At 44.8% G+C, this 16540-nt stretch carries 18 protein-coding genes; 9 read left to right on the top strand and 9 right to left on the bottom strand.

The genetic code is table 11. From position 1 onward, the window contains the following. Positions 1 to 156 precede the first annotated feature (156 nt). The 3 genes from gloA (at position 157) to AACU28_RS19380 (ending at position 2617) form a co-directional block, all read left to right on the top strand. The gene (gene gloA, locus AACU28_RS19390; protein WP_121603449.1) at positions 157 to 534 is read left to right on the top strand and encodes a lactoylglutathione lyase; all 378 of its coding nucleotides are present in this window, start codon (positions 157 to 159) and stop codon (positions 532 to 534) included. Between the two features lie 14 nt (positions 535 to 548). After that, complete coding sequence (locus AACU28_RS19385) at positions 549 to 1646, top strand: alkene reductase (protein WP_121603448.1); 1098 nt, start codon at positions 549 to 551, stop codon at positions 1644 to 1646. 110 nt (positions 1647 to 1756) lie between these two features. Beyond that, positions 1757 to 2617: a DMT family transporter gene (locus tag AACU28_RS19380; RefSeq protein ID WP_102449362.1), complete on the top strand. Its 861-nt coding sequence runs from the start codon at positions 1757 to 1759 to the stop codon at positions 2615 to 2617. A gap of 103 nt (positions 2618 to 2720) precedes the next feature. On the opposite strand, the gene AACU28_RS19375 is transcribed toward AACU28_RS19380, so the two are convergent. Together AACU28_RS19375 and AACU28_RS19370 are read right to left on the bottom strand one after the other, a co-directional pair. Further along, complete coding sequence (locus AACU28_RS19375) at positions 2721 to 3149, bottom strand: MarR family winged helix-turn-helix transcriptional regulator (protein ID WP_017086111.1); 429 nt, start codon at positions 3147 to 3149, stop codon at positions 2721 to 2723. A gap of 16 nt (positions 3150 to 3165) precedes the next feature. Next, complete coding sequence (locus AACU28_RS19370; RefSeq protein WP_121603447.1) at positions 3166 to 3810, bottom strand: cytochrome b/b6 domain-containing protein; 645 nt, start codon at positions 3808 to 3810, stop codon at positions 3166 to 3168. Between the two features lie 224 nt (positions 3811 to 4034). Between AACU28_RS19370 and AACU28_RS19365 the strand changes: the two genes are divergently transcribed. Continuing rightward, positions 4035 to 4472: a c-type cytochrome gene (locus AACU28_RS19365; RefSeq protein ID WP_121603446.1), complete on the top strand. Its 438-nt coding sequence runs from the start codon at positions 4035 to 4037 to the stop codon at positions 4470 to 4472. 130 nt (positions 4473 to 4602) lie between these two features. Here AACU28_RS19365 and AACU28_RS19360 read toward each other — a convergent pair whose 3' ends face one another. From AACU28_RS19360 to AACU28_RS19345, 4 genes are all read right to left on the bottom strand, one after another. Further along, the gene (locus tag AACU28_RS19360) at positions 4603 to 5097 is read right to left on the bottom strand and encodes a peptidylprolyl isomerase (protein ID WP_004736286.1); all 495 of its coding nucleotides are present in this window, start codon (positions 5095 to 5097) and stop codon (positions 4603 to 4605) included. 203 nt (positions 5098 to 5300) lie between these two features. Beyond that, positions 5301 to 5900, bottom strand: coding sequence for a thiol:disulfide interchange protein DsbA/DsbL (locus AACU28_RS19355; protein WP_054541062.1), 600 nt, complete (start codon positions 5898 to 5900; stop codon positions 5301 to 5303). Between the two features lie 89 nt (positions 5901 to 5989). Further along, positions 5990 to 6364: a hypothetical protein gene (locus tag AACU28_RS19350; protein WP_017078933.1), complete on the bottom strand. Its 375-nt coding sequence runs from the start codon at positions 6362 to 6364 to the stop codon at positions 5990 to 5992. A gap of 102 nt (positions 6365 to 6466) precedes the next feature. Next, on the bottom strand, positions 6467 to 7075 hold the full coding sequence (locus AACU28_RS19345; protein WP_017095220.1) for a TetR/AcrR family transcriptional regulator: 609 nt from the start codon (positions 7073 to 7075) through the stop codon (positions 6467 to 6469). Between the two features lie 197 nt (positions 7076 to 7272). On the opposite strand from AACU28_RS19345, the gene AACU28_RS19340 reads away from it, so the two are divergent. Next, positions 7273 to 8229, top strand: coding sequence for a glycosyl transferase family protein (locus AACU28_RS19340; RefSeq protein ID WP_032546691.1), 957 nt, complete (start codon positions 7273 to 7275; stop codon positions 8227 to 8229). A gap of 98 nt (positions 8230 to 8327) precedes the next feature. On the opposite strand, the gene AACU28_RS19335 is transcribed toward AACU28_RS19340, so the two are convergent. Together AACU28_RS19335 and AACU28_RS19330 are read right to left on the bottom strand one after the other, a co-directional pair. Continuing rightward, positions 8328 to 8624: a hypothetical protein gene (locus AACU28_RS19335; RefSeq protein ID WP_004736279.1), complete on the bottom strand. Its 297-nt coding sequence runs from the start codon at positions 8622 to 8624 to the stop codon at positions 8328 to 8330. A gap of 184 nt (positions 8625 to 8808) precedes the next feature. Next, the gene (locus AACU28_RS19330; protein ID WP_004736278.1) at positions 8809 to 9042 is read right to left on the bottom strand and encodes a hypothetical protein; all 234 of its coding nucleotides are present in this window, start codon (positions 9040 to 9042) and stop codon (positions 8809 to 8811) included. Positions 9043 to 9325: 283 nt separating this feature from the next. Here AACU28_RS19330 and AACU28_RS19325 point away from each other — a divergent pair, with 283 nt between their 5' ends. The 4 genes from AACU28_RS19325 to udp all read left to right on the top strand — a co-directional run bounded on the left by AACU28_RS19325 (position 9326) and on the right by udp (position 14988). Further along, entirely contained in the window at positions 9326 to 9742 is a 417-nt protein-coding gene (locus tag AACU28_RS19325; protein WP_017078938.1) for a CBS domain-containing protein, read from the top strand. 186 nt (positions 9743 to 9928) lie between these two features. Then, the gene (locus tag AACU28_RS19320) at positions 9929 to 11392 is read left to right on the top strand and encodes an MATE family efflux transporter (RefSeq protein WP_017086104.1); all 1464 of its coding nucleotides are present in this window, start codon (positions 9929 to 9931) and stop codon (positions 11390 to 11392) included. A 174-nt stretch (positions 11393 to 11566) separates the two neighbouring features. Beyond that, positions 11567 to 13915, top strand: coding sequence for a zinc/cadmium/mercury/lead-transporting ATPase (locus AACU28_RS19315; protein ID WP_121603445.1), 2349 nt, complete (start codon positions 11567 to 11569; stop codon positions 13913 to 13915). 314 nt (positions 13916 to 14229) lie between these two features. Further along, entirely contained in the window at positions 14230 to 14988 is a 759-nt protein-coding gene (gene udp, locus AACU28_RS19310; protein WP_004736272.1) for a uridine phosphorylase, read from the top strand. A gap of 206 nt (positions 14989 to 15194) precedes the next feature. Here the strand turns inward: udp and AACU28_RS19305 are convergent, their stop codons facing one another. Continuing rightward, positions 15195 to 16361 (bottom strand): DUF1887 family protein, encoded by a 1167-nt coding sequence (locus AACU28_RS19305; protein WP_004736271.1) that lies wholly within the window; start codon positions 16359 to 16361, stop codon positions 15195 to 15197. Positions 16362 to 16540: the final 179 nt, after the last annotated feature.

Genomic DNA, 16540 nt, shown 5'->3' with positions numbered 1-16540 from the left:
AGTCATAAAGTTCATAACAAAAAATTATCATATTGAGAATTTTTGATAATTTCCTTAATTCCTCGCTGAATCGTATTATTTCACTCAGAGATTAGTGGATAACCTCCACTCAAAATAATAACGGCGCCATGCTTGTGGTGCTAATAAGGGTGAAATATGAAATTCCTACACACAATGATCCGAGTTACTGATTTAGACAAGTCTATCGAGTTCTACACCAAGGTATTGGGAATGAAGGAACTTGAACGCCATGAAAACAAAGACTACCGCTACACATTGGTTTTTGTTGGCTACGAACAAGGCGGCACGACTATCGAGCTAACGTACAACTGGGATACGAATGAGTACGAGATGGGCAGCGCGTTTGGTCATCTGGCATTGGGTGTAGACGATATTTACGCAGCATGCGACAAGATCAAATCGCTAGGTGGCAATGTGACTCGTGAAGCGGGGCCAGTAAAAGGTGGCTCAACGCACATTGCTTTTCTTACTGACCCAGACGGCTACCAAATCGAACTGATTCAACTAGGTTAATCGAGGATATAACAATGACAAACGCACTATTTCAACCAATTCAACTTGGTAATATCGAGCTTAAAAACCGTATTGTTATGCCACCGATGACGCGTTCTCGCGCAACGCAACCTGGTAATTCAGCAAACGACATGATGGCGGCTTACTACGCTCAACGCGCTTCTGCAGGTTTGATTATTGCGGAAGGCACACAAATTTCACCTATGGGCCAAGGTTACGCTTGGACTCCGGGTATCTATTCTGATGAGCAGATTGCGGGTTGGAAAAAAGTGACTGATGCCGTACATGAAAAAGAGGGCGTTATCTTCGCTCAACTTTGGCATGTAGGCCGTGTCACACACCCAGACAACATTGGTGGTGAACAACCAATTTCGTCTTCTGCACTTAAAGCAGAAAACGTAAAAGTATTCATCGATAACGGCACTGATGAGCCGGGTTTTGTGGATGTGGTTGAACCTCGTGAGATGACGAAAGAAGACATCAAAGCAGTGGTTGAACAATATCGCCAAGCGGCTTTGAACGCGATTGAAGCAGGCTTTGATGGTATCGAACTTCACGCCGCGAATGGTTACTTAATCAACCAATTCATCGATTCTGAAGCAAACAATCGCACTGACGAATACGGTGGTTCAATCGAAAACCGTTTACGTTTCCTAGGTGAAGTGGTTGAGGCTATGGTTGAAGCGATTGGTGCTGACCGTGTTGGTGTGCGCCTTGCTCCGTTCACATCGTTGAATGGTACGGTTGACGCTACGCCAGTGGAGACTTACACAGCGGCGGCAGCATTACTTAACCTATACAAAATTGTTTACCTGCACATTGCAGAAGTCGATTGGGACGATGCACCTGAAACACCAAAAACCTTTAAATCAGCAGTACGTAATGCTTATCAAGGTGTCCTGATTTATGCGGGTAAATACGATAGCGAGCGTGGCGAAAAAGCGGTTGCTGAAGGCATAACTGACATGGTTGGTTTTGGTCGTCCATTCGTTGCTAACCCAGATTTACCAGCTCGTATTCAAAATGGTTACCCACTTGCGGCGCACGATCCAAACACATTGTTTGGTGGTGCGGAAAAGGGTTTAATTGATTACCCAGAATACGCAAGTTAAAAACAGCTGCCTGAAGCAGAGTATTGAGATAGTATCTTGATCCTGTTGAATGTTTATAAAAAGCAACCTTGCAGAGTCGGGTTGCTTTTTTTGTTATTGGACCAAGTAAAATGATGAAAGCGATGCGCGGAGAGCTTTACCTCCTATTTGCTACCCTGTTAGCTGGGATTGGATGGATTGCATCTAAGCTGGTGGTATTAGAAATGCCGGGGCCAGTGTTCATTGGTGTGCGATTCCTCGTCGCGAGTTTGATTCTTCTGCCGTTTTGTATTCATCACATTCGTAAGCTTTCGCTTAAGCAGGTTCTTTCTCTTTGCGGAGTGGGTTTGCTGCTGTCTGCCTCATTGCAGGTATGGGTATTTGCAGTTTCGGTGACTGAAAGCTTGTCGGAAGGGGCATTCATCATGAGCTTAGCCATGATCATTGCACCGTTTGTGTCTTGGATTTTTTTTCGAGTTAAGCCTAATCGTGCGTTTTGGATGTCTTTCCCTATCGCGATTATCGGCATGCTACTGCTGACTTTGGGCAACGGCTGGCATGTTGAGCAGAGTCAGGTTTACTTCTTGTTAGCATCGATGTTGTTGTCTGTTCACTTTGTGATGAACAAGCGTGTGATTACCAATATCAAGCCTATCGCATCAATTTGTGTGCAGCTGTTTGTAGTGGGTGTGAGTGGTTTAGCCTTTGCTTCTATGACAGCTCAGCCGGAGTTCGAAATCACCAAAACCTTAGTCTTCTGGTTTATTGTCTCTGCGGTGATCGCAACATCTATTCGTTACTTGCTGCAAACGGTCGGTCAGCACTCCGTGAATATGGAAGTGGCGGCATTGATCATGATTCTTGAGCCTGTGTGGACGCTGCTGTTAAGTGTGAGTGTGCTTGGCGAAAGTGTAGAGATGCAGAAGCTGCTCGGTGGAGCGGTGATCATTGCTTCACTGTTTTGCTATATCAAATGGTCGAGACGAAAATAAAACACTCGGCGCAAGGCCGAGTGTTGGTTGTTTTTTAATACACGTTCAGAGTGTAACAAGCTTTGCTAAGCAGTGAGATTGGTAAGCAGCGAGCGCGGTAAGATCAGATTGCCGCGACTACTTTCTGAAGTAGCTTGAGCATTTGCTGCTGTTCTTCAGCATCTAACTCGTTCATCAACGCTTTGTTTAAACGAACTGGGATAGGAACGAGTTGTTCTTCAAGTGCTTTGCCTTTTTCCGTTAAGTAAATTCGGAAAGAACGGCGACTGTTTGGATCGGCTCTGCGTTCCACCAGTTCAAGTTTTTCTAACTTGTCTAATGTACGTGTCGTTGTTGAATTCTCGACTTTGGATTTCGCAGCAATATCACGCTGAGTCACACCTTCTTCTTCCCAAAGACACATCATGGTTGGCCATAGTGCAATGCTTAAGCCATGTTCCTTCAATTCCGTGTCGAAATCTTTGGTCGCTTTATTGGCGATCACATTGATCATCCAACCAAAGCTTTTTTGTCTATCAAACTCTTCTGGCATCTTTCGCTACCTAATTTTACTGTGATATTACAACTATTGTCATCGTAACTAATACCGATGCAATTAGCACCAACAACGCTTTCCTATTTGATGAAAAAGCCAATTGACTACCATTTCTGAAATAATCCGTTGACGCTGAATGGCTTTGTTTGCCTGTGATCATGGCAAGAACCAGCGGTTTTGAACGCAGTTTGTAGATGAAAATGGCCACCAAGTGCAGTACCACAAAGACCACTAACATGCGTGCTGCAATGCCATGCACCGTACATAACACATCGAATACTGCACCAGTAATCACGCGTTCCGAACCTGGAATCGCATCAAAGAAACCAGCAATAACAAGCCCTGTCATACATTGGACAAACAGAGTCGTGATCATTCCTATCACCATCCACGCACCTAACGGATTATGGCCCGGTTTTGGTCGTGCTTTTCCTCGTAAGTAAATCCAAGCCGATTTTGGAGAGCTAATAAATTGAGAAAAGCGACTGGTATCGCTGCCGACGATTCCCCAAACCAAGCGCCATAAAATCAGACTGAACAGTGCGAGGCCTAAGTAAACATGAGGGCCTTGTCCGTTAAACCCTGACGCAGCAAGTCCAATAAAGAGTGCGGCTTGAAGCCAGTGATAAAGTCGAGTTGGTAGATCCCAGATTTTCATAATGCTTTTCCTGTTTGCGAATTTGCTTGGTGGGAATAATTTACACAACAATAGTTGCACGCGCAACTATTGTTGTGTAAATTAAGTGCATCTCATCGATTACGGCTGAACTATCAAGCCGTAATTTATTAAGAAACCAATCAGTAATTAACGAACAAATCACTCAGTCAATTAGCCACTCAGTCAATTAAGCACTCAATCAATTAATCACTAGGAATGACACTATGAAAAAATTCACCATCGCTTTAATCATCGCACTGCCTACGATTGCTCTACCTATGATCTCTATCGCTGCAGCGGATGTTGTAAATAATCGTCAGCAAGCTTTTAGCTCTATTGAAGAGGTCAGCAAACAAGTCGATTCAGAATTGAATAACAGTGACGTGGATTGGCTGAAAGTGGGTGAGCTAAGTGACATGTTGGTGGAACATGGAACCGTATTGAATGCGAGTTTTGCTGAAGGTGATACTGGAGGTAAGGCAAAAAAGGAGATTTGGAGCAAGCCTGAGAAATTTAACCAACTGATGTTACAGATGAACCAAGGCTTTGCAGAGCTTTATCAAGCGAGTGTTGAGCAAGACTTGTCGAGCGCAGAACAAGGGTTAGATTCTGTGAACAAGACTTGTAAAGGATGTCACCGTACTTACCGCTCTCGTTGGTAACGATTCTAACAACGAGCTTTGAATACAGGTGGTAAAGTCGAATCCTTACCACCATAGTTCTAGCGCGCTGCCTTCTTTTCTTTGTGCAATCAATTCGAATGCACTAGGGGCAGGAAAGCACGTGAGTGAATTAGTCGCGAACAGTGACTTTAGTAATCACGATGTCTTCACACGGCACATCTTCATGTCCCCAGCGAGTGGTGGTTGGTGCAAGCGCAATCTTGTTTACCACATCCATACCTGCTGATACCTTGCCAAACACAGCGTAGCCCCAACCTGAGTTGCTGGTTGCTGTATGATCAAGGAAATCATTGTCGTCAAGGTTGATAAAGAACTGCGCCGTTGCTGAATGGGGTGCGTCAGTGCGAGCCATTGCGAGAGATCCAATCACGTTCTTTAAGCCGCGGTTAGCTTCATTCACAATAGGTGCACGAGTTGGCTTTTCTGTCATGTCGATAGTGTGTCCACCACCTTGAATCATGAAACCTTCAATAACACGGTGAAATGTTGTGCCTTCGTAGAAGCCATCTTGGCAGTATTTAAGGAAGTTTTTCGACGTTACCGGCGCTTTTTCAAGGTTCAGTTCAATTTCAATGTCGCCAAAGTTTGTGGTCAGAATGATCATAAAGGTCCCAATATTTGAGTGCTAATATTTTGAATGCTACAGCACAGTGGATAGCTTAATTGAGTGCAGTATATGAAAAATTGTGGAGGATGCCAGTTAACAATACTTCCCAAGCGGATTTACGGGAATGGTGAGCGGCTAGGGAGACTTCATATATAAGAAAGCCAGCGATGAAATCACTGGCTTTGAGATGAAAAACGGACTTAGAGCGTTAGCAGGTAGTTAACTAGTTGGTTGTACTCTTCGTAGCTCTTGATTTGATCCGGTTTCACGATGTATTTGTTGTTAACCAGAACTCCAGGAACACCTGTTAGTGTGCTTTGATCAAACTCTTTATCGAAACGTTTTTGCATCGAGTTCACTGCAAAGCTGTTGTATGCCGCATCAAACTTCTTCGCATCGATACCGTTATCAATGAAAACTTCACGCAGTTCTGCTTCATTTTTTGGTGTTTGTTGCTTCTCATGGATCTGAGCAAACATGGCAGGAACCATGCTTTCTTCAGCGTCTAGAGCAATCATGGTCGCGTAAGCCTTCGCCATTGGTACTGCCATGTTGTTACCCATAAAAGCGACGTGCACTTTTTGGAAGCTTGCTGACTTTGGCAAGTCTGCTTTTAGGTACTTAATGACCCCTTCAAACTTGTAACAATGTGGGCAGTAGAAAGAGAAAAATTCGGTAACGACAGGCTTGTCGGCCTTTGCTACATCAAGGATTTTGTAGTGCGTGCCTTCTTCAAATTGTGCGGCGTTTACTGAAGCGCTCAAGAGTAGAGCGGCAAAGAGGCTAAATAGTTTTTTCATGTGTTCATTTCCTAAATTCGGATGTCATTTGATACAGCAAAAATGCTGTTATAACTTGGTGGCAGATATTGCCAAACAGGGACAAACGATTAGGAAATAGGGGGGCGGTATGGCGCTTGTGGTGCAACAATCGCTTTGTGCGAAGGCTCTTTTTCTATCAGTGCCAGTGATTCAATCTGCGGTTCGAAAGATTCAGAAACGATCAGTGGTGGCATTTTCAGTAGACAGACCGATCCACAACAGTGGTGCTCAACGGTGGGTTGTGCGCTGGAAAAAGGTGTTGGGGTGCTCTCTACAGAACTGATGTTAGAAGCAGAGAAAGAGAAGCTATTGGCAGAAGTTGATTGAGCTTGGGGGGCTTGCAGAGCATTGCTGCTCGCGATGCTGTCCACACTAATGGTGGCCATTAGCATAGCGAAGAGCATGAAAGCGTGTACCCAAATTTTGTTAATCAACTTTGGCATGAATTCTTAGTCTTGGTAAACGAGTGAAGCAGGCGAATCATACCTCACTCGTTTGTGCATCTCTAATCAAACCCAATAAAACTTAGCCGAGCTCAACTTTTATTACGCTTGATACTGTTTCAGGAACATCTCGACACTGGATTGGATGATCACTTGTTTGTGTTCAGCATCCGGTGACGGCGTATGACCAATGATTTGTGGCCAAAATGCAAAAGACTTTAACAGTGCAATAAACTGGGTAGATGCAAATAGAGGGTCTAGTTCAATTAAGCGGTCATCTGCCAGTGCTGCTTTAATCCAGGTTGTGAGTCCACTTTCTGCTTGGGAATACTTTTCCATCGCTTGATGCGCCAGTTCGGCATTGTGGAAATACTCTGAGAATAAGACACGTGACAGATCGATGAAGCCTTCAGACTCAAGTAACTCAAGTTCTTGATTGGCTATCGACGAAAGCTGTTCTTCAAGTGGCAGTTCTGCTTGATAAGGGAAATGCGTCGCGGCGAGAGTTTTGCTCCAAATGCTGTCTAGAATCTCTTCTAAAAGCAGTTCTTTGCTGGCAAAGTGATTGTATACGGTGCGCTTTGATACTTCCGCGCGGCTCGATATTTTATCCATGCTGGTGGCCTTGTAACCGTGCTCAGTAAACTCTGCGATAGCAGCGGCAACGATCGATTCACGTTTTCTTTGGCTCAGCGTTTTTTTTACAGTCATCGGGATACTACTCAATAGGTCGCAGTTAGCATTGCATTCGATAATTTTACACCAGTAAGTTTACTTTTAGAACACCAATCCGCGTATTGGTAATTAGGTCGATAGCCACTGAATCGCTTTGCAATGCACTGTGGGTATCATAGAATCGAAAGCGTATTCGAATTTTATTGATATCAACGGAAGAGAATAAACAATCAATGAGTAGTATTTTAGAGTGTATTCGTACAGTTGGACGAGGAGAAAGAGGGCGTAAGCCTTTATCGTTCGAACAAGCCTACCGCATCATGGATGAGTATTTAAGCGGAGAGGTCGGCGACGACCAAATGGCTATGCTACTGATGTTGATTCGTGTGCAGAATGAAACTAATGAAGAGATCGCTGGCTTTGTAAAAGCGTTTCAATCTCGAGTGCCAGACTTAGGCGCCGATATTGACTGGCCGTGCTACGCAGGTAAGCGTAACGATACCGCCAGTGGTAAGCCTTGGAATTTGTTGGCGGCAAAAATCTTAGCTGATAATGGCTATAAAGTCTTAATGCATGGCTACATGGACAAACCAAGTGGCCGTACGCACGTTGAGACTCACCTAGAGTGTGTTGGTGTTCGCCGAGCTCAAGACACACAAGACGCCAAGCAGATCCTTGAAGCGGATGGTATCGCCTATTTGCCTTTGGCGAACTTCGCACCTGAAGCTCAAACTATGATTGGTTGGAAACACCGTTACGGGCTGAGAACGCCGATTAATACTGTAGTTCGAGCATTGAACCCCGGTGGTGGTCGTTTGGGCTTGCGTGGTAGTTTTCACCCGGGCTTTCCTCAATTACACGCTGAAGTTGAGCATGTCATTGGTAATAAATCCCACTCGGTGATTTCATTTAAAGGCATGAATGGCGAATCAGAATACAACCCTAAAGTGAGTCAAACGGTCTGGATGAGTTCTCCTGAGAAGGTGGAATCTTTCTACTGGGAAGGCACGATGAATGTTGAACTGCCTCTGCCTTCTGAATGTGTACTGGGTACACCGGAAGATGAGATGGAGTTGATGGCGAACAGTGTTGTGGACAGTATGACTGCGATTTTATTCGCAGAAACGCACGATAAAACTGAGGCATACCAGAAAGCGGTGCGTCTGTGGCATGAGTATTGTGCGCGTTAGATGATGGTTTTTAACCAATGAGAGAAGGTCAGCGAGCGCTGGCCTTTTTTATGCTTAATTTCTAGCAAGGGCCTTTCGTGAATGCCCAAACAATAGAGCTACTTCACTCGCATCAATCGATGCATCTTGTCTTCGAATTGAATCTCAATCACTTGTGAAATTTTCATCTTCTCAACTCGTTCAAGCATTGCTGTTTGATAGGCTCGTTTCTTCATCCACTCTAACGGTTCTTTAAAGCCATCTTCATTTATAACAAAGGACTGATCGGTGATGGAGTCTTCAAAAATATGAACCACCCAAATGCGCGATTGGAAATCCAATAATTCGCTAAAGTAGCTTTTTAGCTTAGGGATAAAGTGAGATAGAACAGTTTGAGGAGAACGAAGCGAAGTCATAGTGAACCGTTTGGACAATGAAAAGCGGTGCGACGGATGTCTCCAATTCGAGCGCTTATCGGTTAAAGCAGGTAATCATCGTCAATGTGATTACCTACTCAAGAACTTGCCACAAAATACGGTATTCATGTGTCGTTGACAATGCTTGTTGAGCTTGTCGGTCAAGACATGTGTGATGAGTCTGCTATTTAACGAACAAGCCGAAGTCGATCTCTTGCTCTCTTTGGTATTTGACCAGCTTTACTTTCAAATTGTGTTTTGCCGCCAGATCAATCGCTAAGCTAGACATGTGTTTTATCTCATCGACGCAGCTAGAGATAAGGGGCTTTTCTTGGTTATCGACAGTAGCGATGAGGGTGTTTTCTGTACCATCGACACCGGAATAAATGTACGCGTACATACTGTTGTTGTGTTGCATAAACGGCCTAATTGTAACGATATAATTATTTATGGCGTGAAGAGTACAAGGTTTATTCATTCAAGCCAGTGTCATAAAGTAAGGCTTTGTAAGGACTCTATTTTTTATTTTTTTGCTTGCGTAAAAATGCTCACAAGCCTTTTGTGACCTTGTTTTCTCGCCTTGGTAGGTTTTACCTATCAATAAAATTGTTGAAATCCATTTAGTAAAATCAAGATTTTAGACAACAATTAGGTTAACAAGATAGAAAAAGACATGACGAAAAGTATTTAGGGAGAACGCAATGCATTCAATAAAAGTGAAAGATTACATGACGCCGCAGGTTGTGACATTCACTCCTGACATGCCGTTAAGTCTCGCGTTAGATAGAGTAATGAGCAGCCATCACATGGGCGGTCCAGTAATTGATGATAATGAGCAAGTTATTGGTTTCCTTTCTGAGCAAGATTTATTAGAAAAATTGGTGAAGGTAAGCTATTTCTGCCAAGACACACACATTGTGGGTGATTGTATGTACCAAGAGGTGCTATCGGTATCACCAGACTTATCCATCATTGAATTGGCAGATATGATGCAAGTGGGTAAACCAAAAGCTTATCCAGTGCTCGATAATAAAAAGCTAGTGGGTATTATCACCAGAACCGATGTTTTGAGAGCAATCGGCAAGAACTTGGAAGAATGCTTCAAACATCAGGTATAGTAGCGTGTTAAGAACGATTATTTTTCTCAATACCCTCAATTGAAAAAAGGCGCACTAGCGCCTTTTTTCTGTATAGAGCCTTTCTTGGTCGATCCTTTCTTTGTCGCTCCCTAGCTTGTGGAACGCTCGCTTTGGATCACTAGTTTAGGGAGCTTGCTTGTGGGTGTCCCAGCTTTTGGAGGTTTCATGTCAAATCAAACGGCAAAGTTTGTAGAAGGTTCAACGATGCGCCACATCTTGGTGATGTCGGGGGCTGGCTCAGTCGGTTTGATGGCGTTATTCGTGGTCGATTTACTCGATATGTTGTTCATCAGTATGTTGGGACAAGTCGAATTGGCCGCTGCGGTGGGTTTTGCAGGCACGCTGACTTTTTTCTCTACCTCCGTTTCGATCGGTACTTCCATTGCTATGGGCGCGTTAGTTTCCAAAGCGATCGGTTCAAAGAATCAGGAACACGCTCGAAACCTCGCCACCAGTATTATGCTGACTGCTTTTGTCATCAGTTTGACGATTACCGCGGTTATGTTTGCTTATATCCCAGAACTGTTAGCCGCTATAGGGGCAAAAGGGGTTGCCGCAGAGCGTGCCCAAGCTTACCTACAGATTTTATTGCCAAGTGGTCCATTTTTGGCGTTGGCGATGGCGGCTGGTGCGGGTTTGAGGGCGGCAGGCGATGCCAAACGTTCGATGTGGGCGACTTTGTCGGGCGGTATCGTTAATGCGATTTTGGATCCTCTGTTTATTTTTGGTTTTGGTTGGAATATAGAAGGGGCGGCTATTGCTTCTGTTTTTGCCCGTTTTTCGGTGCTTCTTTTCTCGCTGTATCCTCTGATTCGTAGTCATCACTTGGTTGCACCTCCTTCACTGGTACAGTGGCGCATTAATATTCGCCCTATATTGGCCATTGCGCTTCCCGCAATTATCACTAATACCGCAACACCTATCGGTAATGCGATTGTGACAACGGGTATCGCACAATACGGTGAGGATTTTGTCGCGGGTTTTGCCGTGATTGGTCGTCTAACGCCGGTTTGCTTTGCGGTTATTTTTGCCTTGTCTGGCGCTGTAGGACCAATCATTGGGCAAAACTTTGGTGCAGAACGAATGGACAGAGTAAAAGAAACACTCAACAACTCATTGTTGGTTACTACGGCATACACCATCGCTGTCTGTATTCTGTTGTACTTTGTCCAAGACTATGTGATCCAAGGCTTTAGCCTGCAAGGTGATGCAGCAATTATTGTTGCGGCATTTTGTACTTATGTCGCCTTAACCTTTACTTTTAATGGCGCGCTGTTTGTTGCCAATACGTCTTTCAATAACCTGGGTAAACCGCTTTACTCGACAGCACTGAATCTGGGTAAAGCCACTCTCGGTACATTGCCGTTCGTCTACTTAGGCTCACAATGGTATGGCGCATTGGGTGTGTTGTATGGGCAAGCCTTGGGTAATGTTTTGTTCGGAATACTCGGTACCTTGGTGCTTCGCTATCATATTGCCGAGCTTATGCAAGGTTCCCAAGTTGATCCTGTAGAAGACGATGTATCGATAGTGAGCTTGAATACACAACCGTTTTGTTCACACGATGCGGTTCTTATTGATGATGTATCTGCGAACAGAGAAGAGTGTAAAGAGTTCAAGTCGCAATAACACCGGCATTCCAATACGAGATTGGTCGGTTTGCAAATTTCTTCTTGGCCTTGGACAATTTCTTCTTGACCTTGGAGTAGCCTCCAAGGTTTATACTTTTGATGAACTTAAGGTTTGGTTGCTGTGATTAGCCAGCAACAACCTCAAGGCTTTTGAGTATTAAGGAGATACATTATGTGCGCAAAACATGCAGCATGCCGCTCAACAAAAGTGGACGTTCAACCTCAAACGGCAGGAGCAAGCTGTTCCAGTCCTAAAATTTCCAGCATCACGGCAGCGGGTACTTCATCATGCTGTAGTTCTACGACGGCTTCTGCAGCAGCAGATGATTGTTGTGGTTCAGACAGTGGAGAAGAAGACCGGCTGCCCTTAACTGAGTCTCTTAACGCCCAATTTTCCAAAAGTTGGCTGGTTGCCGGAATGGACTGCCCAGCTTGTGCAAGAAAAATAGAAAACGCGATCAGTAATATTGACGGTGTTATTCAAGCGAAGGTTCTCTTTGCTACCGAAAAACTGGTTGTTAAATTCGATAATGAAAGTCTTGCCGACACCATTGAACAGGTCTCTATCAAAACGGGCTTCCCTCTTTCGGAAGTCGGTTCTAAGAAAGAAAAACAACAACCTGAGACTTTTTGGCAAGCGTACATCCAACCTAATTTTCAGATTATCGCGATTGCAGCGGCAATGCTGTTCGCTGCGCTTCTGAAAAGTACATATCCTCAATTAAGTGAAGGCTTATTCACCGCAACCTGTCTACTCGGATTATATCCGGTGGCTAAGAAAGCGGTTCAGTTGGCACGCTCAGGTACACCTTTCGCAATAGAAACTCTAATGAGTGTTGCCGCGCTGGGTGCCTTGTATCTGGGCGAAACCGCGGAAGCGGCGATGGTTTTACTGTTGTTTTTGATTGGTGAGCGCTTAGAAGCGTTTGCTTCATCAAGAGCAAGAAGTGGCGTTCAAGCGCTAATGGCGTTGGTACCAGAAAACGCAACCAAGATCATCAACGGCGAGCGTGTCGAAGTAGCAGTCAGTGAACTGGTTCCCGGTGATGTGATTGAAGTGGCGGCGGGCTCTCGTTTACCTGCTGATGGCAAACTGATTACCGACGCTGCAAGCTTCGATGAAAGTGCGTTAACCGGTGAATCTGTTCCTGTTGAACATATCGAAGGCAACAGCATCATGGCTGGCGCTGTGGTGGTGGATAAAGTGGTGCGTATCACCATCACTTCAAAACAGGGTGAGAACGCGATCGACCGAATTCTTCACCTGATTGAAGAAGCCGAATCTCGTAAAGCGCCGCTCGAGCGATTCCTCGATAAGTTCAGTCGCTGGTATACACCGTTAATGATGTTGGTGGCTCTTTTAGTCATCATCACACCACCATTGTTGTTCGCACAGCCTTGGGAAACGTGGGTCTATCGTGGTTTAGCGCTATTGTTGATTGCTTGTCCGTGTGCGTTGGTTATCTCAACTCCAGCCGCGATTACGTCTGGTTTAGCAGCAGCCGCGAAACGTGGTGCGCTAATTAAAGGCGGCGCAGCACTGGAGCAGCTTGGTAAAATTCAAACTATTGCCTTCGATAAGACGGGCACACTGACTGAAGGTAAACCTCAGGTTACGGACATTCAGCCTCTATCGGGTTGGCAACAAGATGCGATGCTGCGTGTGGTTGGAGCAATTGAAGTGGGTTCTACTCACCCATTGGCGCAGTCGCTAGTTGCTAAAGTGAAAGAACTGAATGTCGAAATTCCAGAGTCACACAACAAGACCGCGCTGATCGGTAGTGGTGTTGAAGGCGATGTCGACGGAATTAAGTATCAGGTTCTATCGCCTTCTAAGGTGACGTTCGATCTTAGTGCCGATGTTGTTTCTCAGGTTGAGGCATTAGAAGGCGAGGGCAAGACGGTTGTGGTTGCCCTTGAGCTTAAAGATCAAGAAGAATCAATAGAGCAAGCTGCGACTGTGATTGGTCTGATTGCTTGGCAAGATACGTTACGTAGTGACGCTAAGCTTGCGATTGAACGACTCAATGACTTGGGAATTCAATCTATCATGCTTACTGGGGATAACCCGCGAAGCGCGGCAGCGATCAGCAGCAAGATTGGTATGCAGTATAAAGCAAGCCTATTGCCAAGCGACAAGGTGTCTTACGTTGAACAGTTATCTCAGCAGTCACATGTGGCCATGGTGGGCGATGGCATCAACGATGCGCCGGCTATGAAAACGGCAAATGTAGGTATCGCAATGGGCGGTGGTACGGATGTTGCTCTTGAAACTGCGGATTCAGCACTGACTCATAACCGTTTAACTGAGTTACCAGCGATGATCGAACTGTCGCAAGCGACCATGAATAACATTCGCCAAAACGTCGCACTTGCACTTGGTTTGAAAGGTGTGTTCTTAGTGACCAGTTTGCTAGGTATTACCGGTTTATGGGTGGCAGTTTTAGCGGATAGTGGTGCAACAGCTTTGGTGACACTCAACGCTCTTCGTTTACTTCGATTCAAATCAAAAGCGGATTAGTTTCAGGTTCCTGATGTATGACGCTCTCAATTTAAAAGCACCTAATATCAAAAACGCCTAATATAAAAAGCGCCTTTAGCGGTAATACGTTAAAGGCGTTTTTTGTCTCATTCGTATGCAACACATGCGTGTAGATTGCTTATTTTTGTGATGCCAATCGGTTTTTCGTGAAACTTGAAATCTTGTTGCGATCATTGGTGTGACGCTCGTCACTTCATTTTGTAATGAGCTTGGTTAGAGTGTGTTCGTACCCCACGAATTTACTATGAGCTTAAATAAGGGTAAAAAGCCCAATAAGCCAAAAGGAGCGAACTATGTCTCAAGCTGTTTTCCATTTAGGTGTTACTGAAGCAGATCTTAACGGTGCTACTCTTGCGATCATTCCTGGTGATCCTGCTCGTGTGCAAAAAATTGCCGAAGAGATGGAGAATCCTGTATTTCTTGCTAGTCACCGTGAATACACGCTTTACCGCGCAGAGCTAGACGGCAAGCCAGTTGTTGTATGTTCAACAGGTATCGGTGGTCCATCTACTTCTATCGCAGTTGAAGAGCTTGCTCAACTTGGTGTTCGCACTTTCCTACGTGTTGGTACTACTGGTGCTATCCAACCACACGTAAACGTGGGTGACATGATTGTTTCTACAGGTTCTGTTCGTCTAGACGGTGCTAGCCTGCACTTTGCTCCTATGGAGTTCCCAGCAGTGGCTGACTTTGAAGTTGCAACAGCAATGAAAGCGGCAGTTGATGAATCAGGTGCAACAGTCCACATGGGCGTAACGGCATCAAGCGATACGTTCTACCCAGGTCAAGAGCGTTACGACACGTTCTCTGGTCGCGTTGTTAAGCGTTTCCAAGGCTCTATGCAAGAATGGCAAGACATGGGCGTTCTAAACTTCGAAATGGAATCTGCAACGCTTCTAACTATGTGTGCGAGTTCTGGTCTTAAAGCGGGTTGTGTTGCTGGTGTAATCATCAACCGTACTCAAAAAGAGACGCCTGATCACGAAACGCTAAAAGTAACAGAAGCTCGTTCAATCAAAGTGGTTGTAGAAGCTGCTCGTAAAATGCTTTAAGTCTGTTTCCAAGATTTAAAAATGGCCGCATCAAATGATGCGGCCATTTTTTATGGGGCAAAGAAATTAGAGACATAGATAGTTGAAAGATGAAAATAGAGCTAAACAGATAAATGGCTAGAGAACAAAAAAGGCGAGTGACCTAATCGTCATTCGCCTTTTTAGATTTACTTAAGAGCGTTGAGCTCTCAAGAGTCTATTGGCTTTTAGCATTCTAAATCTTCATCACCACCGGCGGCGGTAAACCATGCCGCTAGGTGTGTTTTAAGATCTTTTAATTCGTCAGGGCCAATCAATGCAAGGCCAAGATCTTCTGCTCGTGTGATGTCGTTATGACGAAGAGGGCGGAAACTCACTAACATTGCACGTGCTTGTAGGCCACCCAGAAGGTCTCTAAGCGATTCCAGCTTGTACAAGGTATCATCGCCATCATCACGCATACCTTTGGTCTTACACTCGATGATGTGCAGCTTATTGTTCACTACAGAGGCAACATCAAGCTCGTTACGAACCTCGCGCTCACCGAGTTGACGATAAACTTGAACATTCAAAGAGCGGTCTTGAATGGTCGGCATGTCATCTTGGATCTGCTTAACTGTGCTATGAACCAATGTTTCAAGCCATTCGCCGTTTGAGAAGCGTCGTGCGTCTTCATTGGCAAACGTCAAAATACCATTGTCGTAAGTGGCGATCTTAGCTTCAACCAAATCGCTCAACAGCATGTTTAGCTCACGATAACCTTGTTGTTTCTCTGACAACCCTACATCAAGTCTCTGTTCTTTGCGGCAGGTCGTTGCAAGATAGTTCAATGTAGCAAGGCCTGGGCCGAGTTCTAGTGCATTACTTGCCCAGCGTTCACCCAGCTCATAAAGCTTTTGATCAAGTTGCGGAGACAGCTGTACATCGCTGAACTCACCACGAGCGCCGAACACAGTCAGGTAGTCGTCGATAGTGATGCGGTCTTGAACTTGTGCGTCTTCTTTGCCATTCGGGTAAAGCCAGCACAGCTTGTCACTGTTTGGTTCAACAACAAAGATTGGCCAGTGGTAAGTACGAAATACTTCGTAGACAGAAAGTAGGCGGTGACGAAGGCCACAACTTGCGTTGAGTTTCACTTCTTCACCACGAGCTTTGAGGTCTTCGGCAAGGTTTTGGATAGACTCTTTAATCGCGGATGTATTTACGAGGGTTGGAATCTCGAAAAATTCACTCGTAATGTCGCGCTTCTGCAAAACGCTGTCTAAGCGTTGGTAAATACTGACTTGATTCTTGTCACCGATGAACACGATGTGAGTGCTGATCGTTCGGTTATCGAGTAGTGGGGTGATCAAGCGAATGGGATCTTGATCGATAATGCCAACATGAACAGCCATATAAATTCCTTAATAGCGGCTCGCTCATAAAGGTGAAAGAAAAAACGGGAAGCAGCAAGCCTTAATAATCATATAATGACAAAGATCATAAAAAACAAGGGCAACCCTTGATAAAAGTTGCCCTTGTTCAAATAGTTATCACTATTGGGTAAGAAGTCCCAATATTCTCACTAAATATC

Source organism: Vibrio sp. SBT000027, assembly GCF_963894355.1.
GTDB lineage: Bacteria > Pseudomonadota > Gammaproteobacteria > Enterobacterales > Vibrionaceae > Vibrio > Vibrio splendidus.
This window is presented reverse-complemented; position numbering and strand designations above follow the sequence as displayed.